We start from the raw sequence: 26,034 nt of genomic DNA, 5'->3' as shown, positions 1-26,034 counted from the left end.
CGCGCTATTTCGCCAGTTCGATCAGCGCGGCCGTGTACATCTGCAAGTTCAACAGCAGTTGTTTTTCCGTGATGAATTCATGTTCGGAATGGCCGGTGTACACCGTGTGCGGCATGGCGGGGCCAAAGCTGACGGCGTTGGGGAACAGCCGCGAATTGGTGCCGCCGCCGATGGCGACCGGTTGCGGATCAGTAATACCCGTGTAATGCGAAAACACTGTTAACAAGGTGGGAATCTGCGGCGCACTGGTTTGCAACCACGGTTCACCTATCTGCACTTGCAGCTCGGCCGCCACATGGCGCTGTGCCTTCCAGCCATTAAACGCATCCAGCACTTGCTGGCGCAAGGCATAGGCTGTCTTGCCTTGCGGACGGCGCAGATTGATATTCAGTTCCAGCTCGCCATTATTCTGCTTGAGCACGGTAGGCGCCACCGTCATCGGCCCCATGAAGGCGTCGCGGTAAGCGATCTGTCCAAATTTCTCGCCATACAGTCCGGTGCCCACCAGCTGATTCAGGAATGACAGCATGTCGGCCGCCTGCGTGCCCGTCCACGGCTGCACGTTCAAGGCGTCGGCCAGCATGCTGATGGCATTCAGACCGTCTTCCGGTTTCGACGAATGCGCCGATACCCCAAGCGCCTTGACGGTCAGGGTCTCCCCTTGGCGCTCGAAGGTGTAGCGCATGCCTTGCTGCTGCTGTGCCCGCGCCCTTATCTGCGCTTCCAGCGCGGCAGTCGCGTGTTCGATGGTGGCCCTGGCGTCTTCCGGAATCTGGCTGCCGAAAAAGCCGCCCGTCAGGCTGCGCAAGACGGGCGCAGTAGCGCTGGGCAAGGCAGCATCCGCTGGCAGGCTCAGCTTGATAGAGCCATAACCTTTCTCGGCCGTCACCACCGGGTATTCTGCATCGATGGTGATATTGATGTCCGGCGGCGTATGAGTCTTGAGAAACTCTTTCAACGGTTCCCAATCCGATTCCTCGGCCATGTAGACATACAATTCCACCCGCTTGCGTAGCAGCACCTTTTTATCCTGGATGGACTTCATCGCGTACAGGGCGGTGGCGATCGGCCCCTTGTCGTCTTCCGTGCCCCGTCCCAGCAGCTTGCCCGGTTCGCTGGTACGGTCCAGCTCGAATGGCGAGCGTGCCCATTTCGCCGGGTCCACCGGCTGCACGTCGCCATGCGTGATCACGCCCACGCGCTCGCTGCCCCCCCCATGCCGATCACCACCACGTGGCCGTAATCGTGGAAATCAAAACCCAGGCGCTGCGCCTCTTGCTGCAGATAACGCTTGAAACCCGCGTGCTGGGGGTTGCTCGCAAACGGCACGGCAGGGTCAGCCACCGTATTGAAGCTGACCATCTTCGCCAGACTGGAAATCATTGCTTCGGGATAGGTTGCCAGCGCATAGCGGGCCGCATCTTGCGCTTCAGCACTGACTGCAGCATCGGCGGCAGAGGCGTACACGGGCAAGTGAAAAGCACACTGTAGCAGCAGCGGCAACAAGGTACGCAGGGCAAGTTTCTTGAACATCGGATATCAGTCAGCCAGGCAAAAGTCGGGATGATCACTCTAACATTGCCTTATTGAATTTCCAATCAGCACGAGTTTTTTACCGATCAGTACGCAAAAAGCGGATTCGCATTATCATAGCGCCAGCCTTGTCTTTTCTTCATGGCCGGCGCCGGGTGCTACAACCCTGCAGCCATCAGGGGATAGATAAATCGTCCATTGTGATTCACCACTATAGCCCGATATTGCTCTCATGATTCCATTTTCCATACTCGATCTGGCCCCCATCGCCGAAGGCAGCAGCGCTGCGATTTCTTTCAAGAACACGCTGGACCTGGCGCAGCATGGCGAACGCTGGGGCTTTAACCGCTACTGGCTGGCCGAACACCACGGCATGCCGGGCATCGCCAGCGCCGCCACGGCGGTGGTCATCGCCCACGTAGCGGCCGGCACCAAGACCATCCGCGTAGGCGCGGGCGGCGTGATGCTGCCGAATCACTCGCCGCTGGTGATTGCCGAACAGTTCGGCACCCTGGAAGCGCTGTATCCAGGCCGCATCGACCTGGGCCTGGGCCGCGCGCCCGGTTCCGACCAGACCACCGCGCGCGCCTTGCGCCGCGATTTACAGTCGGATGCCGAGCAGTTTCCGCAAGACGTGCTCGAATTGATGGACTATATGTCCGATGAACCGCGCCAGCGCGTGCTGGCCGTGCCGGGCAAGGGTTCGAATGTTCCTGTCTGGATACTCGGTTCGAGCATGTTCGGCGCGCAACTGGCCGCCCACATGGGCTTGCCTTACGCCTTTGCCTCGCACTTCGCGCCGCAAATGATGAAGATGGCCGTCGACTACTACCGCGCCAACTTCAAGCCATCGAAGCAGCTGGCCAAGCCGCACGTGATGCTGGGCTTTAATGTGTTTGCCGCCGATACCGATGAAGAAGCGCATTTGCGCGCCACCTCGATGCAGCAAGCGTTCGTCAACCTGCGCACGGGACGCCCATCGCGCTTGCAGCCACCGGTGCCCGGCTACCTGGAACAGCTGGGTCCGCAAGAGCGGGCCATGCTCGACTCCGTGCTGTCCTGCACCGCCATCGGCTCGCCCGCCACGGTAAAGGCGAAGATGGCCGCTTTCATCAAGGAAACCGGCGCCGACGAGCTGATGATCACCTCGCAAATCTTCGACCACCAGCACCGCCTGCGCTCCTACGAAATCACGGCGCAAGTGCATGCTGAACTGGCTGCAGAAGAGTAACGCGCCTTTACCCTTTATCCTCCTGGTATATCCCGCTATATACCTTTTCCCGGCCATCATTCATGATCGCCGGGATTTTTTTGTCTTGTCACGATGACCAGTATCGCCAGAAAAACCGGCCTTGCCCGGCAGGAAAACCGCCCGGGCGCTATCATGCACCTCCAAAAGCGTCATTCCAAGAAAGTTGTACCGCATGAAATCAGCCAGCTCCAAGATCGACGCCAGCACCCTGCTGACGTCGACCCGCATCCTGTTGTTCGCCCTGTCCGCCGGCGTGCTCGTTGCCAGCCTGTATTACGTCCAGCCCCTCACTTCCATGCTGGCCGCCTCGTTTGGCGTCAGCGTCACCCACGCCGGCTACCTGGTCACGGCCACGCAGATCGGCTATGTGCTGGGCATCGTCTTTTTGGTGCCGCTCAGCGACGTATTGAACCGCCGCAAACTGCTGACCTGGATGCTGCTCGCCAAGATCGCCGCCCTGCTGCTGGCCGCCGCCAGCCAGAACATTTATATTTTTGCGATTGCCAGCGTGTTGATGGGCATCACGGCCAGCGCCCTGATGGTAGTCACGGCCATGGTGGCGTCGTACGCACCCGACCATAGCCGGGGCCGCATGGTGGGCACCGTCATGACAGGCTTGCTGTTGGGAATCTTGCTGGCCCGCACAGTGTCCGGCATCGTCGCGCACATCAGCGGCGGCTGGCGCACCGTCTACGTGCTGGCGGCCGTCGTTGTGCTGGCCCTGCTGCTGATGCTGCGCCACATCCTGCCCGATGAAGCGCCACGCGGCAAATTGCAATACGGCAAGCTGATGGCCTCCCTGGGCGACATCATCCGCCAGGAACCGCTGCTGCGCCAGCGCGCCCTGTTCGCCGGCCTGGGCCTGGGCACGTTCAGCGTGTTCTGGACCGGACTGACTTTTTTACTCAGCGGCGCACCGTACCATTACTCGGAATTGCAGATCGGCATGTTCGGCCTGGCCGGCGCCACCGGTGCGCTGGCTGCCAACACGGCGGGCCGCATGGCTGACCGCGGCCATGCACGCCAGGCTACCTGGCTGCTGGCCATCGCCTCGCTGGCGGGCTGGGCCTTCATCGGCCTGGGCGCGCAATCGCTGACCTTATTGCTGATCGGCATAGTGCTGCTCGACGTGGGCGTGATGGGCCTGCAAGTGACGCACCAGTCCATCATCTACAAGCTGGCGCCGCATGCGCGGGCGCGCGTCACCACGGTGTTTATCGCCTCCGGCTTTATCGGCGCCTCGGCCGGCTCGGCGCTGGCCAGCGCCAGCTTTGCCGCTGGCGGCTGGCTGGCCCTGTGCGCCGTCGGCGGCGCCATGCCGCTGCTGATGCTGCTGGTGTGGGGCAAGTACAGCTACGACCAGCGGCGCCTGGCACAAGCGTAAATGGCGGCACAAAAAAACCGCTCAGTTCATGCAAACTGCGCGGTTTTTTCATGCTGCGGCTGTGTTATTTGACTTGCTCACGCACCTTGCCAAAGGCATCGCCGGCCTTCCAGGCTGGCATCCTGGCGGCATTGGCTACGGCTTGCCCCAGGTTCAGGGTGAACTGGGCTTGCTGCGTCATGCCCGACAGATCCCAGCTGGCGTCGTACTCATCGCTCACCTGATGGTAACGGGGGCCGTAGGCGGCCGCCTTGGCTTTCGACGCTTCCACGTCCTTCACATACTCGCGTCCGCCATTGATGGAAAACGCGGGCACGCCGGCCTTGGCAAAGCTGAAATGGTCGCTGCGGAAATAGCCACCCGCCAGGTCAGGACGTGCTTGTGCAATATGCATGCCCATGGATTTTGCCACCGTGGCCGCCATGGCGCCCAGTTCCGTGCGTTCGCTGCCCTGCACGCCGATGTCGTGCGTGGCGCCCACGAAGTTCAGGCTATCGAGGTTCAGCGCGGCCGCCGTCTTGTCCAAAGGCCATAGCGGATCGGCCGCATACGCGGCGCTGCCCAGCAAGCCCTGTTCTTCGGCCGCTACCCACAGGAAAATCTGTGTGCGCCTGGCCGGTTTCTTGGCCGCTTCCTGCGCCATGGCCAGCAAACCGGCCGTGCCCGACGCATTGTCGACCGCGCCGTTATATATGATGTCGGCGCCAGGCTTGTCGCCCTCTTTTGGCTGTATGCCCAGGTGATCCCAGTGGGCGCTATAGATGACGGCCTCATCCTTCAACCTGGCATCGGTACCCGGCACCATGCCGGCCACATTGAATTGTTCCACCTTGCGCACCGCCGATTTCATCTCGCCAGCCAGTTTTGCATCCAATGCGACGGCCTGGAAATCCTTGCGCTCGGCCTTGGCGCGCAGCGCGTCCAGGTCTTGCCCACCAGCAGCGAACAAGCGGCGCGCTGCGTCTTCCGTGATCCAGCCCTGCAGCGGCGTGCCGGCGGTGCGCGCAGCCAGCTGGAAGCGCTCGGCGCCACTCCAGCTGTTTTGCACTACGCTCCAGTCATACGAGGCCGATGGTTTGGTGTGGATCAGCAACACGCCGGCGGCGCCCTGGCGCTGGGCTTCTTCGAATTTATAGGTCCAGCGGCCGTAATAGGTCAGCGCCTTGCCGGCAAAGCGGTTCGGTTCGGCCTCGGTCGGCTGCGGATCGTTGACCATCATGACCACGATCTTGCCCTTGACGTCCGTGCCCTTGAAATCATTCCAGCCTTCTTCGGGCGCCGTGATGCCGTAGCCGACAAATACCAGCGGCGCATCGAATGTATGCGTGGCAACCGAATCACCGGTGGCCCACACCCAGTCCGGGCCGAAGGCCAGCGGCACGGCTTTGCCACCGGCAAGCGCTTGCAGGCTGCTTTCGGCAGGCAAGGATTTCACGCCGGCGATCTGCACCGACTGGCGATAGCTGTTGCCGCGCACAGGCTTCAAGCCTGCCATCTGCGCCTGCGTTTCCAGATAAGCCACCGTCAGGTCGGCGCCGCGCTGGCCCGTGCCCCGGCCTTCGAGCAAGTCATTCGACAGGAAAGCCAGGTGGGCGCGCAACGGCGCTTCCTGCACCAGCGGCAAGCTGGCCGAGTTTGCCGCGTGGGCAGGGAAAGCCAGGGCCAGGCTGGCGGCGAGCGCCGTGGCGGCCAGGGAAGAAAACAGCTTCTGCATAAGATCCTTTTTGTAAGAGGAGATGAGATAAGCGGGACGGCGGGTAGCCGAACTGATAATTGTATGCGATGGTGAAACAGGCATCCAGGCTGCATCAAAATGCGGACGAAAAAAATCCCCGCCAGCGACAGCGGGGATGGTGTGCAAAACGTGTCAGACCAGCAAGGCCGCCGCCAGCGATTCGATCTCTTCCGCCGACTCCTCAAGGATGGTGTGCAAGGTGCTGCCACCGATGCCGAAGTCGATCTTCGCCGCCGCGAGGCGCCGCGCGGCGCTTTCGGGTGGATGCAGGGGCGAGCTGACTGGCGCCAGGTCGTTCGCCAGCACCAGGGTCGCGCCCAGGGTGCGCGGCGGAAACGGGCTGCCGCCATGCCACATGCCTTCCACCGCTTGCAGCACCAGGTCCGGCACTTCCAGCTGGCGCAGCACGCCGCGGCCGATCAGCTTTTCGCCGTATTCGATCCAGTCTTCCGTATTGTCGTCGAGCAAACCCGGATATTCCTCGGCCCGCGACAGCAAATAAAAGCCGCCCACTTCGTGCACGATAGCGGCAAACATGGCCGTTTCCACATCGACATGCGTGACTTTTTTGGCGATCACCTGGCTCAGTGCCGCCACGTGGGCCGTGTGCTCCCACAGCTTGGCGGCCTTGGCGCGCAAATGCGGATCGGTGATCTGGCTACCCAGCTGGCGCACGATGACAGACGCCACCATCGATTTCAAGGTGGCAAAACCCAGGCGCGAGACGGCTGCGCGCACATTGGCGATTTCATTGCCGGAACGGTTGTAGGCGGCCGAATTGGCCAGCGCCACGACCCTGGCCGACAGCAGCGGTTCAGCCATTACCATGCGCGCGGCCGCCTCGATATGGCAATCGGGATCATCGAGCGCATCTTGCAGCTTCAAGGTCGCCTTGACGTTGGCGGGAAAGGTCAGCTCACCCTTACTTGCCTGCAACGCAATGATTTTAAATACTGCCAATCGTTCCATGTATCGTTCTCCGAGACGGGCCTATGCTGGCTCTGCTGTACTGTGTGGGGAAAGGTGGGAACGCAGACCGCTCGCGCATCGCTTCCCTTTGCTGCCAATATTACAGCAGTTTTTATTGGAAGCCTTTCCCATTGGAAACTAATCCTGTCTGACGTGGTAAACCCTCATACACAACGAACGTAAAAAGCGGTAATAATAGAGATGAAACCGTGGATGCAAGCGTGGCTGCAACCGGGCTACTACCAAAGCCGCCTACAACAAGATGGGCGGTTGATAACATTATTGAGACCTTAGATGACCACCCTCTCCCCTCCTGCCCAGTCGAAGTTCGGCACCGTATTACGTGTCACCAGTGGCAACTTCATGGAAATGTTCGACTTTTTCCTGTTCGGTTTTTACGCCAACTATATTTCCCAGACATTTTTTCCAGCCGGTGATGCCTACGCCTCGCTGATGCTGACCTTCATGACCTTCGGCGCCGGCTTCCTGATGCGTCCGCTGGGCGCCATCCTGCTGGGCGCCTATGTCGACCGTGTCGGCCGCCGCAAGGGCCTGATCGTCACTCTGGCCCTGATGGCCACCGGCACCATGCTGATCGCCTTCGTGCCCGGTTATGCCACCATCGGCTACCTGGCCCCCTTCCTGGTCTTGACCGGGCGCTTGCTGCAAGGCTTTTCGGCTGGCGTGGAACTGGGCGGCGTGTCCGTCTACCTGTCGGAAATGGCCACGCCGGGCCGCAAGGGCTTTTATGTCAGCTGGCAATCAGCCAGCCAGCAAGTGGCGATCATCGTCGCTGCCGCGCTCGGTTATGGCCTGAACCAGGTCCTGACCCCGCTGCAAGTGGGTGCCTGGGGCTGGCGCATTCCCTTCTTTGTCGGTTGCATGATCGTGCCGGTCCTGTTCATCATCCGCCGTTCGCTGCAAGAAACAGAAGAATTCAAGCAACGCAAGCATCGCCCTGAATTGAAAGCCATCTTCCGCTCCATGGTCAGCAACTGGCGCCTGGTGCTCGCCGGCATGATGCTGGTCTCGTTTACCACCGTGTCGTTTTACCTGATCACCGTCTACACCCCGACCTTTGGCAAGAACGTGCTGAAACTGAGCACCAGCGACAGCCTGATCGTCACTTTCTGCATCGGCATTTCCAACTTCATCTGGCTGCCGATCATGGGCTCCTTGTCCGACCGCATTGGCCGCAAGCCTTTGTTGCTGTGCTTCAGCCTGCTGGCCATCCTCAGCACCTATCCCGCGCTGAGCTGGCTGGTGCACGACGCCAGCTTCCAGAAAATGCTGACCGTGGAACTGTGGTTGTCCTTCCTGTACGCCAGCTATAACGGCGCCATGGTGGTCGCGTTGACCGAAGTCATGCCAGTGGACGTGCGCACGGTCGGCTTCTCGCTGGCCTACAGCCTGGCCACGGCCATCTTCGGCGGCTTTACGCCGGCGATTGCCACCGGCCTGATCGAAGCGACCGGCGACAGCGCCGCCCCCGGCATGTGGATGACGTTTGCCGCCATCTGCGGCCTGATCGCCACTTTGATGCTGTATCGCAAGGGTGGTGCAGCCAGCATCGGCGACAGCAAGGCGGCGGCAGCCGTACCGCGCAGTGCATAAACAGCAGGGCAAGCAAGTTCATTATTAGAAATCAATATCCACCACCGCGCCTGATGCCAGCATGGAACTTTCCTGCTGGCGGAGAGCGCGACCGTGGAACAACTCTTACCGTATTACGAGCGCGAACTGGGCCTGTTTCGCCAGTACACGCGGGAATTTTCCAGCCGCTTCCCCAAGGCGGCCGGGCGCTTGCTGATCGCTGGCGACACCTGTGAAGATCCCCATATCGAGCGGCTGATACAGTCCTTCGCCCTGCTCACGGCCCGCGTCGCCAAGCGCCTCGACGACGACTATCCGCAATTTACCGACTCCCTGCTTGAAACGTTGTACCCGCATTATCTGCGGCCGTTTCCGTCGTGCTCGATCGCCCGCATCGCCCAGGAAGAATCGCCTGCCGGCAGCCAGCTGACCACCATTGCACGCGGCACGGTGCTGCGCTCGCATCCGGTGCAGGGCGTGGCCTGCAAATTCAGCAGCGCCTACGATGTAACTTTGGCGCCGCTGACGATCGCGAAGCTGCGCTTCAAGGCCATCATCGACGCCCCGCCCGGACTGCGCCTGCCAGAGGGCGCCAGCGCCCTGCTCAGCATTACTTTCACCAGCAGCAACGACAGCTATCACCTGGAGCAAACCGGCTTGCAACAGCTGCGCGTGTTCGCCGACGGCGAACCGTCCGTGCGCGCAGCCCTGCTCGACGCCTTGTTTTTGCGCAACGCCGGCGCTTATATTGCGCTGGATGAGCACAGTTCCTGGCTGCCCGTCAGCGGCATGCCCTTGAGGCCAGCCGGTTATGCCGACACCGATGCGCTGATCCCATTCGACTCCCGCTCGCACCCTGCCTTGCGCCTGCTCACCGAGTACTTTGCCTTTCCCGAAAAATTCCATTTCTTCGATATCGACTGGCCCATGCTGGCGACCTTGCTGCCCGCGCAATGCCGCCGCTTCACCCTGCACTTGCCGCTCAAACACTTGCGCAGCGACAGCCACGAAGCGCACCTGCTGGCGAGCGTCAGCCGTGACAACCTGCTGCTGGGCTGCACACCGGTGGTCAATCTGTTCAGCAAGGCCGGCGTGCCGGTGCGGCTCATGCATACCGAGCCCGACTACGCCCTGATCGCCGACGCCACGCATGCGTCTGCCTATGACATCCATAGCATCGAAGCCGTGACTCTGGTGCGCAAGGACGAGGCAGGCGAACGCCTGACTGGCTTTTTGCCCCTGTATTCGTCCTTGCAGGGCGACCAGACGGCTGGCGGCGGCCACTACTGGCTGGCCCGGCGCGACGCGGCCGTGGCGGCGATCAGCCCCGGCCATGAAATGCGGCTCAGCCTGATCGACCCGCAATTCTCACCAGGCACTGCGGCGTGCGCCACCGTATCAACCCAGCTGCTATGCAGCAACCGCGACTTGCCTACGCGGCTACAGTATGGTTTGCCGGGCGGCGACTTGTCGGCCGAAGACGTGCCCGACGGCATACCGGTGCGTTTCCTGCGCAAGCCCTCGGCCAGCCTGCGCTTCGATGCAGGCAGCGGCGCGCACTGGCGCTTGATCGCGCACCTGTCGCTCAATTATTCAGGGCTGACGCAAGCGGGCCTGGGTGAATTCCAGAAAATGCTCAGCCTGTACGACCTGCCCCGCTCGCCCGCGACACAAAAGCTGATCCACGGCATCACCACCTTGGCCCACGGCAGCACGCGCGAATGGATGGCTACCGTGCCCTTCCCCACCTTAATGCCCGGCATCGCCATACGGCTGGGTATCGATGAACAAGCATTTACCGGCAGCAGCATCTTCATTTTCGCGCAGGTGCTGCAGCGCTATTTCGCCATGAACAGCCAGCTTAACTGCTTTACCCGTTTGACCCTGGTATCGCAGCGCAGCGGCGAGGAACTCATACAATGCCCAGCCTGCTCCGCCGAAACGACGTCAGCGTAATCCAGCAGTTGCTCGATGCGCCGCAGCGCTTTACGTGCTTCCAGGCGCTGCGCCTGCTGCAAGCCTGGTTGGCCGAACACGGCGTCGATGAAAGCACGACGCTGGCCGATATCGTGCGCTTCGACAATAGCGTATCGCTGAGCTTTCCCGCCAGCCAGATCGAAGCATTGACAACGGGAGAACTGGACGATGCCGGCGCCGTGCTGCAGGCGCTGCTGTCGGGCCAGCTGCCGCATCTGCGTATCACGCCCACCTTCATGGGTTTCCTGGGTAGCCACGGCGTCTTGCCCAGCCATTATTCGGAGCGCATCGCCGCCCACCTTCACAGCGAACGCGACAGCAGTCCGCGCGACTTTCTCGACCTGTTTTCCAGCCGCGCCATCGCGCTATTCTTCCAGGCCTGGCAAAAGTACCGCATCGAACAGGGTCCCCTGCGTAACAACTTTTTGCCCCAGCTCTTGGCGCTGGCCGGCTACTACGGTAACGAGCACGGCAATAGCACAGCGATCGGCCTGTACAGCGGATTGCTGCAACAGAAAAACATGTCATCCATCATCATGGCGCGCATCCTGAGCGCCCACTTAGGCGTGCCGGTCCAGGTGACCGAGTCGACGGGTGGCATGGAAACCATGGCGCCGCGCGAACAAACCGCGCTGGGCGGTGTGAATGCCATGCTGGGCCAGCGGGCCGTCGTCGGCGAGCGCTGCCGCCGTCCCGAGCTGGCCGCGCGCCTGCGCATCGGCCCGTTGACGGCGCAACAGCATGCTGCCTTCCTGCCGGGCGCCCCCAACAGCGTGCAATTGAAAAAACTGTTGACGCTGTTTGGCCAGCCGCTGCTGCGCTACGACATCGTGCTGGTCTTGCGGGCCTGCGACGTGCAGCAACTGACCCTGTGCGCCACCGGCGAAAGCAGGCTGGGCTACGACAGCTTTCTCGGCCAGCAAGCGACAACGCGGGCACGCGACGATATGCATTACGTTTTGCCACTGATGGCGCCGCTCAATGACTGAGTCTTGCGGCCGCTCAAAACGCCTGAGCCCGCCATTGTTACAGTCGCTCAACTATCCCCACCGCGAGGCGATGTGCGATGACGCCGTTTCAAGATACGAGCCCGGCATTGACAGCGCTGCTGGCCGACATGCAGGGCGAGCGCCTGCTGCGCCTGCGCTTTCCGCACGGTGACGGTCCGGCCAACATGCAACTGCTGGCCAATAGCCTGGACGCCAGTGAAAGCCTGTCGCGCGATTTTTCCTACGTGGTGGAAGTGCTGTCCGACGACGCCAGCATCGCGCCGGACAAGCTGATGGGCAAGATGGTCACCATCGAACTGGTGCGCGAAGACGGCACCCTGCGCTACTTTAATGGCTACATCTTCGAATTTCGTTTCCTGCGCACCGACGGCGGTTTCGCCTGGTATGAAATGGTGCTGGAACCGTGGCTTGCCCACCTGCACTTGCGGCAAAACAATGTCGCCTTCCATGGCTTGACAGTGGCCGCGCTGACGGACAAGGTCTTCGAAGACTACCTGATGCGCGACTACAAGCTGGCGGCCACCGGCATCGATCCGGCCATCACCTACACCTGCCAGCACAATGAAAGCGACCATAACCTGCTGCACCGCCACTGGGAGCAGCTGGGCTGGCATTACCGCTATGAACACCGGCTGGATGGCCACACCTTGTGGCTGTCCGACGATAGCGGCAGCGGCAAGCCCATCGATGGCGAGTTCAGCGCCATGCCCTTCCAGCATCAGGCAGGATCATCGGAAGATGATGGCGTGCACAACTGGAGCACGGTGCGCCGCATGGCGCCCGCACAGATGACAGTGGCCAGTTTCAATTTCAAGAATCCGCGCAGCGCCCGCGCCAGCCGCGATACCCTGAACCGGCAAGGCGCCGTGCCACCGCTGGAAATCTATGAAAACACGGGCAGCTATGGCTTTAAGAATATCGACGACGGCGAAGCGCTGGCCCAGCGCCGCATGGAAGAGAGAGACGCGCGAGGCCAGCTGTTCGAGGCGCAAGGCAACGACCGTACGGCGCAGCCGGGGCGCTGGTTCACCCTGGACGGCCATTTTGATGTGGCCACGGCAGGCAAGGCCGCCACCGAATACCTGATCCTGTCGGTGCACCATTACGCCAGCAATAACTACCAGCAAGGCCGCAACGCCAGCTCGCACTACAGCAATACCTTCAGCTGCATCGAACGGGCCATCCCCTGGCGTCCGGGCCGCAATTTCCATAGCCGCGAACCGAAGATCTATGGCGTGCAGACGGCCACTGTGGTGGGCCCGCCCGGCGAAGAGATTTATACGGATGGTTATGGCCGGGTCAAAGTGCAATTCCACTGGGACCGCCTGGGCACATTCGACGACAAGAGCTCGCCCTGGATCAGGGTGGTGTCAACTTGGGCCGGCCCCAACTTCGGCCACATCAGCCTGCCCAGGATAGGCATGGAAGTGGCCGTGCAATTTCTCGATGGCAATGTCGCCCTGCCCATCATCATCGGCTGCGTCTACAACGCCCGCAATATGCCGCCCTGGGATTTGCCTGCCAATAAAACCCAGAGCGGCATGCTGAGCCGTTCATCGAAAAAAGGCACCACGGCGCACGCCAACGCGCTGCGTTTCGAAGACAGAAAAGATGCGGAAGAACTGTGGCTGCATGCCGAAAAAGACCAGCGCATTGAGGTAGAGCACGACGAATCGCACTGGGTCGGCAATGACCGCCGCAAAACCATCGACCATGATGAAACCGTGCACGTCAAACACGACCGCACGGAAACCGTCGGCCACGATGAAGACATTACCGTGCACAACAACCGCAAGGAACGGGTCGACCACGACGAACACATCGACATCGGCGACCACCGCCGCGAACACGTGGGTGGCAACGAGCAAGTGCAGATCGATGGCCACCGCTCGGAAAGGGTGCTGCTGGCCAAGGAAGAATTGATCGGCCTGGCCAAAGTGCTCACCATCGGCGCCGCCTACCAGACCACGGTGCTGGGCGCCATGAACACGACGGTCGTGCTGACGCAAACGGAACAGGTAGGCCTGACGAAAAGCATCACCGTCGGCGCCGACAGCAGCCTCAGCGCCAGCGATTCGCACACCATGACGGTGGGCAGTTCCAGCATCACCATCACGCCAGGACGCATCGAACTGGTGGCCGATGAAATCATCATCCGTGGCAGGAGCAAGGTGCAGATCCACGGCGACGATATCGATAACAATCCGGGCTGATCAGGACACCCTTCATGAGCGATACCGGTCACGCCCATTTCAATATTCCCAACCTGGTCTTCGACAATCGCACACCGCACGCGGCCACCCAGTTCGACATGGTCGATCAATTCGGCCAGGCCTTTCATGTGGTGGTGGCGCGCATGGGCTATGCCATCGGCCCGTGCGGCGCCGATGGATGGGCCAGCTTGACCCCCACGGCCAGGCCGGTGCCGCTGGCCACCGAAGACTTGCACCTGGGCGGCGACACGCAGGCGGGCGCTTTGCAGGAAAGCGATTTTGCACCGTACAAGCCGCGCTGCGACGTGATCGTCAACGCCGTGGCGCATGCGCCGCGCGGGCAGGCCATGCCACAGTTTGTGGTTCACCTCGGTCTGCGCTCGGGCAACAAGTCCTTGATCGACAAGACCCTGCAGGTATGCGGCGAACGCAGCTTCCGCAAGAAGGCCGTGCTGACACGCGTGGCGCAAGGCTGCGCCCGTATCGCCAGCGTGGGTTTGCTCAAAACCAATCCATGGCAGCTGAGCACCCCCGTCCCATTCTTGCAATTACCCTTGCACTACGCCTATGCCTATGGCGGGCAATGCCGCATCGCAGCCGACGATTGCGCCGCCAACGGCCTGCCGCCGGCAGTGCGTATCGCCAAGGGCCCGCTTGCCGCCCACGATTCTTGCCAGGCCAATCCGCTGGGACGCGGCTTTGCCCGCCACTGGTATCTGGACCTGAAACACATCCATGAACTGCCTGCGCCGCGCATCAGCTACGCATCGCTGCCCTGCACGGCGACGCAGTTCTGGCAAGGCGCCGCCGGCAAGGACTTGCCGCCACCGGCCGGACTGGCGCCGATCGGCCGTGGCTGGCTGCCGCGCCGTACTTTGGCCGGCAGCATCGAGGAAAAGGACAAGTGGGACCCGGACGACATACCGGCCCTGCCCGAGGATTTTGACTTTGCCTACTGGAACAGCACGCCGCCCGACCAGCAATGTCCGTTCCTGGCTGGGCAGGAACAATTTACCCTGACCAATCTGTGCCGCCACGATCATCCATCAGCCCGGGCCGACCAGCGCGGCAATACCGTGCTGCGCTTTACCCTGCCGCAACAGGTGATGTGCCTGCTGCTGGCGGACAAGCAGGACCAGTTGCTGGTCTTGCGCCTGGCCATCGATACGGTGCTGATCGATCCCGAAGCGGCCACCCTGGAACTGGTCTGGCGGACCATCGTGCCGGCCGATGCGGGCCAGAACGCCGCGCGCCTGCTGCATGTGATGGAGCCAGCGCAGATCGCCAGGATAGAACTGCTGGAACAGGCGCAGCAAGAACTGAGCAAGATGGCTGGGCAAGGCGACAAGGCGGCCAGCCATGACCAATGAAACCGTCACCAAATCGTCACGCTTTTATTGCGTCAGCCTCAGCCCCGACATTTGCAAGACGCCAGTCGGCTCCAGCACGCCGCCGCTGCCTTACAGCATCACCGGTGAATTCTCGAACGCGCAAAACGTCTCGCCCAACGTCAAATCGCATAGCGAACCCGTCATCCTGCACCAGCGCAGCACGATACCCACCGTCACCGGCGACGCGGCCGGCAAGGCAGGCGGCATCAAGAGCGGCACCGTCGGCAAGCAGGTCGACACCAAGGTCGCCAGCGCCATCCACCATGCCAACGGCGCCGACCTGATACAGGTAGGACGCGAAGTATGGATGAATGCACACAATACGGTCGGCAAGATTTATGAGCGTGGCGGCGAGAGCGCCAAGCCGCTGCTGCAAAAGTTAAAGGAAGCAGTAAAAGAAGCGGCGCAGGAATACAAGGATCACGGCTCTAAAGAAATGCACGCCACGGCGGCAGATCTGGTGGACGCGGGCGGCACCATACTGACAGGTAGCGCGGTGCTGGGCGTGGCGGGTGCCGCTGTCGGCGCCACGGGAATAGGCCTCCCGGCTGCCGCTGCGATGGAAACTGCCGCTGCCGCAGGCGCTACCGTGGGAACGGTAGCCGTTGCCGGTGGCAGCGCCATGGAGGCATCGGCCACGGTACTCGATCAGGCGGCCGATTATATATTGACCGGCAAGACGCCTGACTTGCTGGGCACGGCCGCAGAGATCGGCATGAATGTGGCTAGCACCGTACTACAAGCGGCGGTGTTCAGTAAAATTCCCGGCGGCAAATTATTAAGCAAGTTTCTCGGTAAAAAAGCTGCGCCCACGATCAAGAAAATCGAGGAAAAAATAGTCGGCAAAAAGCCCGTCAAGCCGCCCCCCAAACTCGACAAACCTCCGCCGAAAAGCGGCGGCGATGACGGCAAGAGCCGTGGCAAGAAAGAACCCAAATCGGAAGCGCCATCCGATTGCTGTCCCAAAAATGGCGGGCCCGCAAAAAAGCCCGTCAAGAGCCGCAAGCCCGTGCATTTCGGCACCGGCCAGGAAATTCTGTACCAGACCGATTTTGCGCTGGAACGCAGCATTCCCATTGCCTGGACACGCTGCTACCGCTCGGGCGCCGAGTGCGAAGACTGGGGCTTGCTGGGCGCGCGCTGGGCCACGCCCTACACCACCAGCCTGTCCCTGTGCGGCGCCGGCATCGTCTACCACGACGACAGCGGCCGCGCCTTGCGCCTGCCTGGCCTGGAAGCCGGCCAGCAATACGACAGCCGCAAGGAAGGTTTTACACTCACCCGCGATACCGCCGACACATTTACCTTGCTGTGGCGCGACGGCAGCCTGGAGCGTTTTGTGCGCGGCGAAACAGGCTGGCTGCCCCACGGTTACGATGGCGTCAACGCCATGCTGGCCCCGTCCGCCCCTGCCGCCACGCAACGCTTTGAACTGGTGCGCACGCAAGAGCGCGATGGACGCGGTGTCAACATCGAGCGTTTCCCCGACGCCAAGCCCGGCGCCGTACTACTGCGTCTGCGCAGCGATGACGGCAGCGTATTAGAGGCCATGCGCGCAGCAGCGAGCTTGCCGGCGCGTATAGACAGGATCGATGAGGTACTGGCGGACGGCAGCCGCATCTGCCATGTGCGCTACCGCTATGAAGCCGAAGCAAAGGAGACACAAGCCCCCTTTGCGCAGCGCCACAACCTGGTCGGCCAGTCGAATGTGCTGGGCGACACGCGCAGCTATAGCTACCGCAATCACTTGCTGACTTCCTGCACCGGCTACACGGGTTTTATCTACGATCTCGACTGGATCAGCCTTGATTTTTTACGCGCCCGCTGGAGCGGCAACCGCCTGGGCGACGAGGCACTGGCCGCCACCTTTCCCATTACCGTGGCCAACAGCTACCAGGCGCGGGCGATTGCCACCCGCGCGCGCGATGGCAGTGCCAGCACGTTGATCGATTACATCGACAACGACACCAGCCGCGTGATGGAAAACGGCGGCATCCTGGAATACCATTTTGACGCCAACTGGCTGGTCACCGAAGTGCGCCGCGTGCAGGATGGAAAGGCGGTGATACTGGGCCGGCGCGAGTGGGACCGCGACGGCATGTTGCTGGCCGACATCGACGCCAACGGCGCCGCCACCCGTTATGCCTACGATGCATCCGGCAACCTGACCGCCAGCACCGATGCACTGGGCCACCGCAGCAGCATCGCCTACGATGCAGCCAATCAACCGGTCGTCTTCACGGATGCATTGGGCCACATCACCCGGCGCGAATACGATGCGGCGGGCCGCCCCACTGCCATCACCGATGCGCTGGGAAAAGTTACCCGCTACCGCTATGACCAGCGCGGGCAATTGGCCGAACTGGTCGACGCCAAAGGTGGCAGCAAACACTTCCGCTACAACAGCCGAGGCTTGCTCACCGCCTACACGGATTGCTCCGGCAATACCAGTGAATATTCCTATGATGCGCAAGGGCAACTGATCGCCACGCACGATGCGCTGAGCCATGCCACCCACTACGAATACGATGCCCTGGGCCGTTTGATACGGCTCACCGGCCCCGATAAAACCCAGGAGCAATACCATTACGATGCCGACGGCAATCTGCTGCTGCAGTTGGATGCGGCCGGTCAACAGACGCGCTACCGCTACAACGGCCAGGGCATGCCCGTGGAACGCACGGACGCCATCGGCCAAACCTTGCGCTACCGCTACGATAGCGCGCTGCAACTGACGGAACTGATCAACGCCAAGGATGAAAGCTACCACCTCAGCTATCACGCCGAAGGCTGGTTGCTGTCGGAAACAGGCTTTGACGGCAAGCTCACGCAATACAGCTACGACCCGGCCGGCAATCTGATCGCCACCGAATGCGCCGGCCAGCGTACAGAGTTGCTGCGCGATGCGCTGGGCTTGCTGAGGGTCAAGACCACGGCCGATGGCGTGGTGCGCTATGCCTACGATGCGCTCGGTAATTTGTCTGCCGTTTCCTCCCCGCAGGCGGAGCAGCGTTTCTTTCACGATGCGCTGGGCCAACTGATCGAAGAACGCAGCGCCTGCTTCCTGCAAACGCTGCCCGAGGTCGCCAGGCTGCCCAACACAGACCGGTTGCCAGACGCCAGCTTCGTCATGCAACACGCATATGATGAACTGGGCAACCGCATCCAGACAATACTGCCCAATGGCCGCCGCATCGACACCCTACGCTACGGTTCCGGCCACTGGCATGGTGTGCTGTGGCACGGCAAGACCGTGATCGATGTCGAACGCGACCACTTGCATCGAGAAAAACAGCGCCACCTGGGCAGCGGCGGCCTGATCGCCACACGCCAATACGACCCGCAGTCACGGCTGACGCGGCTGACCCTGGGGCGCGACAGCGACACCGCAGCACCGCTGCGCGAGCGCCGCTTCCAATACGACGCACTCGGCAACCTGACCGGCATCCTGCAAACGGGCGCCATCGGCAACAATCGACTCGGCAATCTGCGCTACACCTACGATCCGCTGGGACAATTACTGTCCGCCTCGCAACCTGGCCTGGCCGAACACTTTGCCTTTGACCCTGCCGGCAACCTGGCCGATACCGCCCCCATTCAAGGCAACCTGCTGAAAAGCTATGGCGGTATCGCATACGACTACGACGAGCAAGGCAATACCACCAGCAAACGCTTCCATCCACCCAACCGGCAATCGAGCTGGAGCGACCTGGAACTGCAATACGACGCCGAAAACCGCCTCAGCCGCGCCAGCAAGACGGCCCACCAGTCACGCCAGCGCGCCCAGTACTTCTACGACGCCTTCAGCCGCCGCATCGCAAAACAGCTCAACACAGAGCAATTGCAGCAGCCGCAGGATATGGCCACCCACACCAGCTTCTTCGTCTGGGACGGCGACGTACTGGTACAGGAACTAGACCAAGCCGATACGGTCACATATCTGTACGAACCGGACAGCTTCGTGCCACTGGCGAGAATTCAATCGGAAGGAGGCCACAAGACAGCTGCAGTACATCTGCCCCGCATGGCTGCGTGGGACTTGCCAGACACTGGGCGCGATACCGCATTGCAGGAGGCAATAGCGCAGGAACACGCTGAAGCTGAAGCGCTGCACGCATCGGCCTGGACAGAAATCCAGGCCGCAGCCGATATGGCAGCGCCGCAAGACCGCATCACCCATTATCACTGCGACCACCTGGGCACGCCACGTGAACTGACGGACGCGCAAGGGAACGTGGTCTGGAGCGCACGCTACAAGGCGTGGGGATGCTTGCTTGAGACTGAAGGCGACATTGCACAGCCGTTGCGGTTTCAGGGGCAGTATGAGGATAGGGAAACTGGGCTGTTTTATAACCGGTACAGGTACTACGATCCTGAAACATCGCGTTTTCTCACACAAGATCCTGTCGGGTTATCTGGTGGGATTAACTTATATTCCTACGCACCCAACCCAACAATGTGGATTGATCCACTCGGGTTACAAAAAAAATGTGGGAATTGTTGTCTCGGTGGCCGTTTTTCCAGCGCTGATGGCGCTGCTCGCGCCGCATTAAGTCGTTACAATAAAAAATCAATTCGAGACAATCTTGAGTACGGCGGTCTAATTTACAAAGGGAAAAATGGGAAATATGACTTTACCAAAGCGACTCGTGGAGATGTCGATGGCGTCGACCCTTGGAGTGGCAAGAAAATTGCAAAAAATTGTGAAGAAACAGGGTATTGGCATACTCATGGAAATTACTCAACAGGAAAAGGAAAACCTACCACAAAAGAAAATGACTACTACGATAGCAATAATTTCTCAACAGCAGATATAGATGCCGCAAAATACAAAGGAATAGGAAAAACCGAATACAGAGGTTATTTAGGATCTCCAAATGGAACTTTCAAAGGATACAACTCAAAAAATGGAAAAATATATTATTTATGAAAAATATCACTACTATTTTAATATTACTCATTATTCTATCGATTGGTAGAAATACTTCCTCGGAAAACACACACCATAAAAAAGGAAGAGAAATGAAATATTCAGAAAATTTCAATGATAGAATATTGGGAAAATACTTTATATATTCCCTAATAGCTTATGAAGATTTCAAAGAAAAACAAAAAAATATAGAAGATTTCATAATCTATGTAAAAGATCAAGAAAATGAAATAGAATTAACTTTCCACCCTAACCTTGCAGAGGGAGAGAGACCAAAGCTAGGAGGTGGCACCTCGCTAGGACGAACAATAGTTTACCTTATCTCAAAGAAAGATAAAAAAATAGTTAAAATTAATTTCCAAAGATAAGAACCACTCTCAATAAAACGAATAAGAGTGATATTTCAGAAAAAATAAATAGGAATAAAAACAATACAACAAATGAATGATAATATTTATATTTGAATATTTTGTTTAAATTTTGAAGAGGAAAAAAAATTCTACATAAAAAATCTTGGATTTGAAAAAAATATAAGGAAAATGTATATCATTAATAATAAAAAAATTCCCGCACTACCGTTCTTCATAAATTAGTAAAAAAATCTCGAAGTAGAGTTTTCGTCGATGACTCCGACATAAGAAAATTATTACCCCATGCAAAAACCCTTAAATTCCCTAGGCCACAACATGAAAATAAACAAAGAAACTGGAGAAATAGAAATAAATGACAATATTATAATAGGTAAAAACACATCAAAAAATGATATATTAAAAATAGAAAAATTAGAGTATTTTGGGAAAACGAATGAATTCGAAACATATAGCACCCAAGGAATCTATTTCAACCAACTAAAAATGAAACTAATATTAAGATTTAAAAATGAAAAACTACTTATATTAGAATTCATTTGGCTAGATGGAGAAGTGAATAAACTAGGCTACGAATCAAGCAACTCGGAATTAAAAAAAGAAAAAACATACTTAAGCAAAATAATTTCGAGATTTCTATTTCAAGAAGCAGAAAAAACAACTCCATATGAGGATTTTTTTTCATTTTCATGGGGAGACATAATAATAAAATCAGATCAAAAATCATCATATTGTGTGACTATGATAGTGTATGGAAAAGATGAACTTATATAAAAACAATATTATTTCACATAAGAATGATGTGACATTGGAGAATAACAATGAAAGGACATTGGAAAAACAATAGTTTAGATAATAAGCCCTCATACATTTTCTCCCCTCCAACTGAATGGAATAAAGATGCCATTGAGACAGAAAACAATGAATACATTGAAGAAATATGCAGAGAAAATAAAACTTATACAGAAAAAAATGAGTGGATTAAAGAGATAAAAAATATTCCTGAAAAATTAATAGCAATTCTGCTGAGCGAAATGAAAAAAGGAAATTTTATTAAAAAAATAAGCGCCAGCGACTGGCCAAACAGGGGAAGCATTGTAGTTGTTCTAGCAAACAGATTTCATAATAAAAATAAAAATATACCAGGAACATCATGGCGAGAATTAAATGATTCCCACTATTGCAATGAGGAAATTTCAGAGACATACAAAGATATAGAGCACATTTTAATATGCTAAAATTACGCAAACCACACCAAATCATTTTTCATAAAAAAATATCATCATAATAAAATTCCAACAACATAATTATTATAATACATTACAAAATTGAAAAGATATGGATTTCAGTTCTCCGATGGAGCCTTCATCATTGATGAAATTACGATACTATCAAAAAAAATATCAATCAGAGAAATTCTCACCAATATTAATAAATATTTTCACATAAAACCAGAGAATATGAAATTTAACAAATATCATTTTACTGTGAGTTTCTTTATAAATAGTATTTTTATAGAATCTTTCATCATAAATGAAAAAAAAGGGTTAGTTAAATCATTGACAGTAAACAGAAAAATCAATCCCCACTTCCATAGAAAAAATGGCAATTCCACGGATGATACGATATAAGTCAAAAGAACAAGGCATTCTTGAAGGGTTATCGAATATAATTTTTATATATAACTGGGGAAAGATTAGTGTCAGATACGACATAAAAACATCGGCAGCATCCGCCTTTTTGGAATACTCATAAGAAATTTACAAAACAACATCATCGAAATACCAAAAATAATAAATATTACTCATCAAAAAATAACTAAAACTGCGAAAGCATGAAGGCAAATTTCGCCTCATATCCTCATCTGAAATAATATTTTTAAAAATTCTGGAAATATGAATAATGAAAATGAATTAACTGAAAAATTTGAAAAAATATCAGGAAAACATATTGAAAGACTACTTATAGCATATACGGAATTTAAAAAAGAACAAACAAATATTAATGACTTCACGATACAAATACAAGACAACGGTGAAGAAATTAAAATAACTTTCAATCCAAATCTTGCTAAAGGAGAGAGAATTTTGGGTGGAAAAACTTCTTTAGGCCGTTCGGTTACCTACACCATATCAAAAGATAAAAATAAGATTATTAAATCCAATTACCACAGATAAAATATAAAGTAAAACCATCAGGTTTCGATTTGACTTGGTTTTCACTCTGAACGATACTTACCCTACCGCTCCGTAGATCAAGCCATCCCGTAAAGTAACAGCAGCACATTCTTGTCAAACATATTTACCCGCATGACTGTTCCCACCGCCCCCTACATCGGCCGCTTCGCCCCCTCCCCCTCCGGCCCCTTGCACATGGGCTCACTCGTTGCCGCCATGGCCAGTTATCTCGATGCGAAGGTGCATCAGGGGACGTGGTTGCTGCGTATCGAGGACCTGGACTATGACCGCAATGTCGAGGGCGCCGACATGGCGATACTGGCCAGTTTGCAGCGCTGTGGGATGCATTGGGATGGAGAGGCGACGTGGCAGAGCCGGCGCTTGCCACTATATCAGGCGGCGCTGCAGCGCTTGAAAGACGATGGCCTCGTGTATGCGTGTGGCTGTTCGCGCAAGGAAATTGCCGATTCGAACTTGCGGGCGGGTGTGACCAAGAATGGCGTCGCCGTATATCCAGGCACCTGCCGGCATGGCTTGGCGCCGGGCAAGGAAGCGCGGGCCTTGCGGCTACGCGTGCCGCAGGCTACCCACGCTACCTACCGTTTTATCGACCGCTGGCAAGGCCAACAACAGCAGGATATCAGCGCCGAGGTGGGCGACTTTATCGTGCTGCGCGGCGATGGTTTCTGGGCCTATCAATTGGCAGTGGTGGTCGATGATGGCGCGCAGGCGATCACGCACATAGTGCGCGGGGCCGACCTGCTCGACTCCACGCCGCGCCAGCTGTATCTGCAAGCAGTGCTGGGCTTGCCCCAGCCACAGTTCATGCATGTGCCGGTCGTCAATAATGAGCTCGGTGAAAAGCTGTCCAAGCAGACCGGTGCGCTGGCCTTCGATACGGGTATGGAGGCGGCCACCTTGCTGTCGGCAGCGCTGCTGCCGACGGCGCGTTTTCTTGGTCTCGACGTGCGCGCGGACAACATTGACGACTTCTGGCGGCAAGCGATACCCGCCTGGGCGCAACGGCTGTCGCACTTGCCCAAGTAAAACCAAGCCATAAAAAAACCCGCTGCGGCGCGAGCCGGCAGCGGGTCAAAGCAGACGCCAGCCTGAGCTGGCGCCTGAAGTTGGGCAATTAGAAATTGCCCTTGAACTGCACACCCCATTGACGCGGATCATTGATGAAGCCGGTCCGGTTGTCGAAGTCGATGGCGCCGGTTACGCGGCGGGTGTTGGTGATGTTGCGGCCGAACAAGGCCACTTCATACTTGCCAGCATCCCAGGTGTAACCGGTGCGCAAGCCACCTTCCAGCAACGGTTTGCCGGTGAACTCGGTCGACTGGTACAGGAAGAAGTTGATTTCGCTGCGGTACGACCAATCCGTGAAGACGAAGATCTCGCCATTTTCCATCGGGATCGAGTAGCGGCCGGTAGCGGTCAAGGTCCATTTCGGCGCTTGTGGCAGCGGGTTGCCATTGATGACGACGTTGCCGGCAGCGTTGATCGGGTTCAGCACCGTGCAGCTGGCGCACTTGGCGACCGCCAGGGTCGGATCCTTGATTTCCGTAAAGTTGTAGCTGCCGCCGAAGGACATCTTCAGGCTAGGCGTCACGAAACCTTCCAGTTCCAGTTCCGCGCCGCGGCCATTCGTTTTGGCTGCATTGATCAAACGCGTCACGTTCGAATCGCCGCCCACTACCGTCAGCTGCTGGTTCTTGATCTGGTAATCGTAGATGCTGAACGCCAGACGTGCACGGCGGTCAAACAGGTCAGCCTTGATACCGGCTTCGTACGAAGTGATGGTTTCTGCATTAGCGATGGTCACAGGTACTTTATCGCTGGCTGGCGCAATACTCGGTGCGCGGAAACCGGTGGCGATACGGCCGTAGAAGTTCACGTCCTTGTTGTACTTGTAGGTGCCGCTCAAGTCCCAGTTGATTTTGCCTTTGCTGACATCGGCGCTGGTTGGGCCAACTTGTGTGATGTTGTCGGCGGCAACCGTATTGAAATCTTTCTTGTCCTTGGTGTAGCGCAAGCCACCACGCAGCATGAAGTCATCGCTGACAGCATAGTTGACCGAACCAAAGGTCGCCCACGCCGTATTCTTTTGGCGGCTGGCCAAATGATTTTGCAGCAAATGGGTGTCAGGGAAATAAGCGTCCGAATAACCGTTGGCATCTTCATTGAAATAGTACAAGCCTGCCTGCCAGTTCAGCGGACCAGCATTTTTCGATTCAGCGCGGAATTCTTGCGAATACTGTTTTACGCTGGTGATACCGCCTTGTGTTTCAACCTGGAATGGGATGAAACCCGGACCGTTCGGTGTGCCGCCATCGATGTCGCCATGCGATGCATATTGACCGACGTGCTCGAAGCCGGTGATCGAATACAGCTTGATGCCGTCCAGATCCCAGCTCAGGCGCGCGCTGGCGCCATTGGTGCTCAGGCTCTGGAAGTTCGGTGCATTGATGCTGATCTTGGTCGGATCGAAACCAGCGACGATATCGTTGCTGCCTTTATTCATCAAGTTCGCGAAGAACAGGCGCGCGCTGCCGGAGGTTGCGCGTTGATGCACATTGAACAGGGCATTGAAGCCGCTGCCGGTCGGTGCGTACAACAATTGCACGCGCTCGGCGTGTTCGTTGTAACCGTCCAGGGCGTTTTTCTGACCCGTGAAAGTATTATCGACATAATCGTCGCGGTGCTGGCGCAGGGTCGAGAAACGCATCGCCCATTCGTTGCTCAGCGGCACGTTCACGGCGCCATCAAAGTTGCTGGTGTTGTGGGTAGCGGTGGAAACGTTGTAATAACCTTCGACCTTGTCCAGGTTAGGCTTGACCGATTCAAACTTGACCACGCCAGCGGGCGTGTTGCGGCCAAACAAAGTACCTTGTGGACCACGCAAGACTTCCACGCCAGCCACGTCGAACAGCGGGTAGCCTTTCAGGATAGGGTTTTCCTGCACCACGTCGTCGTAAATCAGGGAAACAGGCTGCGAAGCAAAGATGTTGAAGTCGGTATTGCCGTAGCCGCGGATGTAGAAGCGCGGGAAGGTACGGCCGTTCGACGACTCCACGTTCAGGCTAGGCACTTTGCCGGCCAGCATGCGGATGTCCTGACCTCCGGAAACCAGCACGTCCAGCTTTTCGTCACGCAACAAGGATACGGAAACAGGCACGTCGCGGATGTTTTCCTTGCGGCGCTGGGCCGTCACGGTCACTGTTTCCAGTTGACCGGCTGCAGGCGCAGCAGCATCGGTAGCGGCGGCAGGTGCCGCATCGCTGCTAATGGCTGCAGGCGCAGCAGCAACTTCGTCAGCGTAGGCCGTAGCCATAGGCAAGGCAGCGGACAGTGCCAGCACAGCAGCGCTTTTGGCGCATAGCCGCTTATGCATCTTGGACATTTTGATCATGATGTTTCCCAGAAGTTTAAATAAAATTGACGTAACCTGTTCTGCAAACTTGTCTCCGGGATTTCTTCTGTGCGGCGCTGTCGCTATTGT

General features: G+C 57.2%; 18 protein-coding genes. 13 read left to right on the top strand and 5 right to left on the bottom strand.

The genetic code is table 11. From position 1 onward, the window contains the following. Window positions 1-4: 4 nt before the first annotated feature. Together HDE72_RS06415 and HDE72_RS27700 are read right to left on the bottom strand one after the other, a co-directional pair. Entirely contained in the window at window positions 5-1,198 is a 1,194-nt protein-coding gene (locus tag HDE72_RS06415; RefSeq protein WP_311735204.1) for a dipeptidase, read from the bottom strand. Continuing rightward, window positions 1,189-1,533, bottom strand: coding sequence for a hypothetical protein (locus HDE72_RS27700; RefSeq protein WP_260176540.1), 345 nt, complete (start codon window positions 1,531-1,533; stop codon window positions 1,189-1,191). The genes HDE72_RS06415 and HDE72_RS27700 overlap by 10 nt, the downstream gene beginning before the upstream one ends. Before the next feature lie 232 nt (window positions 1,534-1,765). On the opposite strand from HDE72_RS27700, the gene HDE72_RS06410 reads away from it, so the two are divergent. Together HDE72_RS06410 and HDE72_RS06405 are read left to right on the top strand one after the other, a co-directional pair. Continuing rightward, on the top strand, window positions 1,766-2,764 hold the full coding sequence (locus HDE72_RS06410; RefSeq protein WP_183738079.1) for an LLM class flavin-dependent oxidoreductase: 999 nt from the start codon (window positions 1,766-1,768) through the stop codon (window positions 2,762-2,764). 193 nt (window positions 2,765-2,957) lie between these two features. Then, the gene (locus HDE72_RS06405) at window positions 2,958-4,169 is read left to right on the top strand and encodes an MFS transporter (protein ID WP_183738077.1); all 1,212 of its coding nucleotides are present in this window, start codon (window positions 2,958-2,960) and stop codon (window positions 4,167-4,169) included. Between the two features lie 64 nt (window positions 4,170-4,233). On the opposite strand, the gene HDE72_RS06400 is transcribed toward HDE72_RS06405, so the two are convergent. Both HDE72_RS06400 and HDE72_RS06395 read right to left on the bottom strand, forming a co-directional pair. Further along, window positions 4,234-5,883 carry a M28 family peptidase gene (locus HDE72_RS06400; protein ID WP_183738075.1) on the bottom strand — a complete coding sequence of 550 codons (1,650 nt, stop codon included), beginning with the start codon at window positions 5,881-5,883 and terminating at the stop codon, window positions 4,234-4,236. Between the two features lie 153 nt (window positions 5,884-6,036). Beyond that, entirely contained in the window at window positions 6,037-6,873 is an 837-nt protein-coding gene (locus HDE72_RS06395) for an HDOD domain-containing protein (RefSeq protein WP_183738073.1), read from the bottom strand. A gap of 294 nt (window positions 6,874-7,167) precedes the next feature. Between HDE72_RS06395 and tcuC the strand changes: the two genes are divergently transcribed. The 11 genes from tcuC to gluQRS all read left to right on the top strand — a co-directional run bounded on the left by tcuC (window position 7,168) and on the right by gluQRS (window position 23,579). Then, window positions 7,168-8,487: an MFS transporter gene (gene tcuC / locus HDE72_RS06390; RefSeq protein WP_183738071.1), complete on the top strand. Its 1,320-nt coding sequence runs from the start codon at window positions 7,168-7,170 to the stop codon at window positions 8,485-8,487. 93 nt (window positions 8,488-8,580) lie between these two features. Then, window positions 8,581-10,422: a type VI secretion system baseplate subunit TssF gene (gene tssF, locus HDE72_RS06385; protein ID WP_183738069.1), complete on the top strand. Its 1,842-nt coding sequence runs from the start codon at window positions 8,581-8,583 to the stop codon at window positions 10,420-10,422. After that, entirely contained in the window at window positions 10,386-11,432 is a 1,047-nt protein-coding gene (tssG, locus tag HDE72_RS06380) for a type VI secretion system baseplate subunit TssG (protein WP_183738067.1), read from the top strand. The genes tssF and tssG overlap by 37 nt, the downstream gene beginning before the upstream one ends. A gap of 77 nt (window positions 11,433-11,509) precedes the next feature. After that, complete coding sequence (locus HDE72_RS06375) at window positions 11,510-13,666, top strand: type VI secretion system Vgr family protein (RefSeq protein WP_183738065.1); 2,157 nt, start codon at window positions 11,510-11,512, stop codon at window positions 13,664-13,666. Window positions 13,667-13,680: 14 nt separating this feature from the next. Continuing rightward, the gene (locus tag HDE72_RS06370; protein WP_183738063.1) at window positions 13,681-15,036 is read left to right on the top strand and encodes a DUF2169 family type VI secretion system accessory protein; all 1,356 of its coding nucleotides are present in this window, start codon (window positions 13,681-13,683) and stop codon (window positions 15,034-15,036) included. Beyond that, a complete protein-coding gene (locus tag HDE72_RS06365) occupies window positions 15,026-19,987 on the top strand; it encodes an RHS repeat-associated core domain-containing protein (protein ID WP_183738061.1) in 4,962 nt (1,653 codons plus the stop codon). Before HDE72_RS06370 ends, HDE72_RS06365 begins: the two co-directional genes overlap by 11 nt. After that, entirely contained in the window at window positions 19,984-20,355 is a 372-nt protein-coding gene (locus tag HDE72_RS06360; RefSeq protein ID WP_183738059.1) for a hypothetical protein, read from the top strand. The genes HDE72_RS06365 and HDE72_RS06360 overlap by 4 nt, the downstream gene beginning before the upstream one ends. Before the next feature lie 318 nt (window positions 20,356-20,673). Next, complete coding sequence (locus tag HDE72_RS06355; protein ID WP_183738057.1) at window positions 20,674-21,129, top strand: hypothetical protein; 456 nt, start codon at window positions 20,674-20,676, stop codon at window positions 21,127-21,129. 47 nt (window positions 21,130-21,176) lie between these two features. Then, the gene (locus HDE72_RS06350; RefSeq protein ID WP_183738055.1) at window positions 21,177-21,593 is read left to right on the top strand and encodes a hypothetical protein; all 417 of its coding nucleotides are present in this window, start codon (window positions 21,177-21,179) and stop codon (window positions 21,591-21,593) included. 657 nt (window positions 21,594-22,250) lie between these two features. Further along, window positions 22,251-22,532, top strand: a complete 282-nt coding sequence (locus HDE72_RS06345; RefSeq protein ID WP_183738053.1) for a hypothetical protein — start codon at window positions 22,251-22,253, stop codon at window positions 22,530-22,532. Between the two features lie 132 nt (window positions 22,533-22,664). Beyond that, window positions 22,665-23,579 carry a tRNA glutamyl-Q(34) synthetase GluQRS gene (gluQRS, locus tag HDE72_RS06340; RefSeq protein ID WP_183738051.1) on the top strand — a complete coding sequence of 305 codons (915 nt, stop codon included), beginning with the start codon at window positions 22,665-22,667 and terminating at the stop codon, window positions 23,577-23,579. Between the two features lie 88 nt (window positions 23,580-23,667). Here the strand turns inward: gluQRS and HDE72_RS06335 are convergent, their stop codons facing one another. Continuing rightward, window positions 23,668-25,944 carry a TonB-dependent receptor gene (locus tag HDE72_RS06335; RefSeq protein WP_183738049.1) on the bottom strand — a complete coding sequence of 759 codons (2,277 nt, stop codon included), beginning with the start codon at window positions 25,942-25,944 and terminating at the stop codon, window positions 23,668-23,670. Window positions 25,945-26,034: the final 90 nt, after the last annotated feature.

The organism is Janthinobacterium saanense (genome assembly GCF_014200675.1).
Taxonomy (GTDB): domain Bacteria; phylum Pseudomonadota; class Gammaproteobacteria; order Burkholderiales; family Burkholderiaceae_D; genus Janthinobacterium.
Note: the sequence above shows the minus strand (reverse complement) of the source record. Positions and strands in the feature narration are given on the sequence as shown.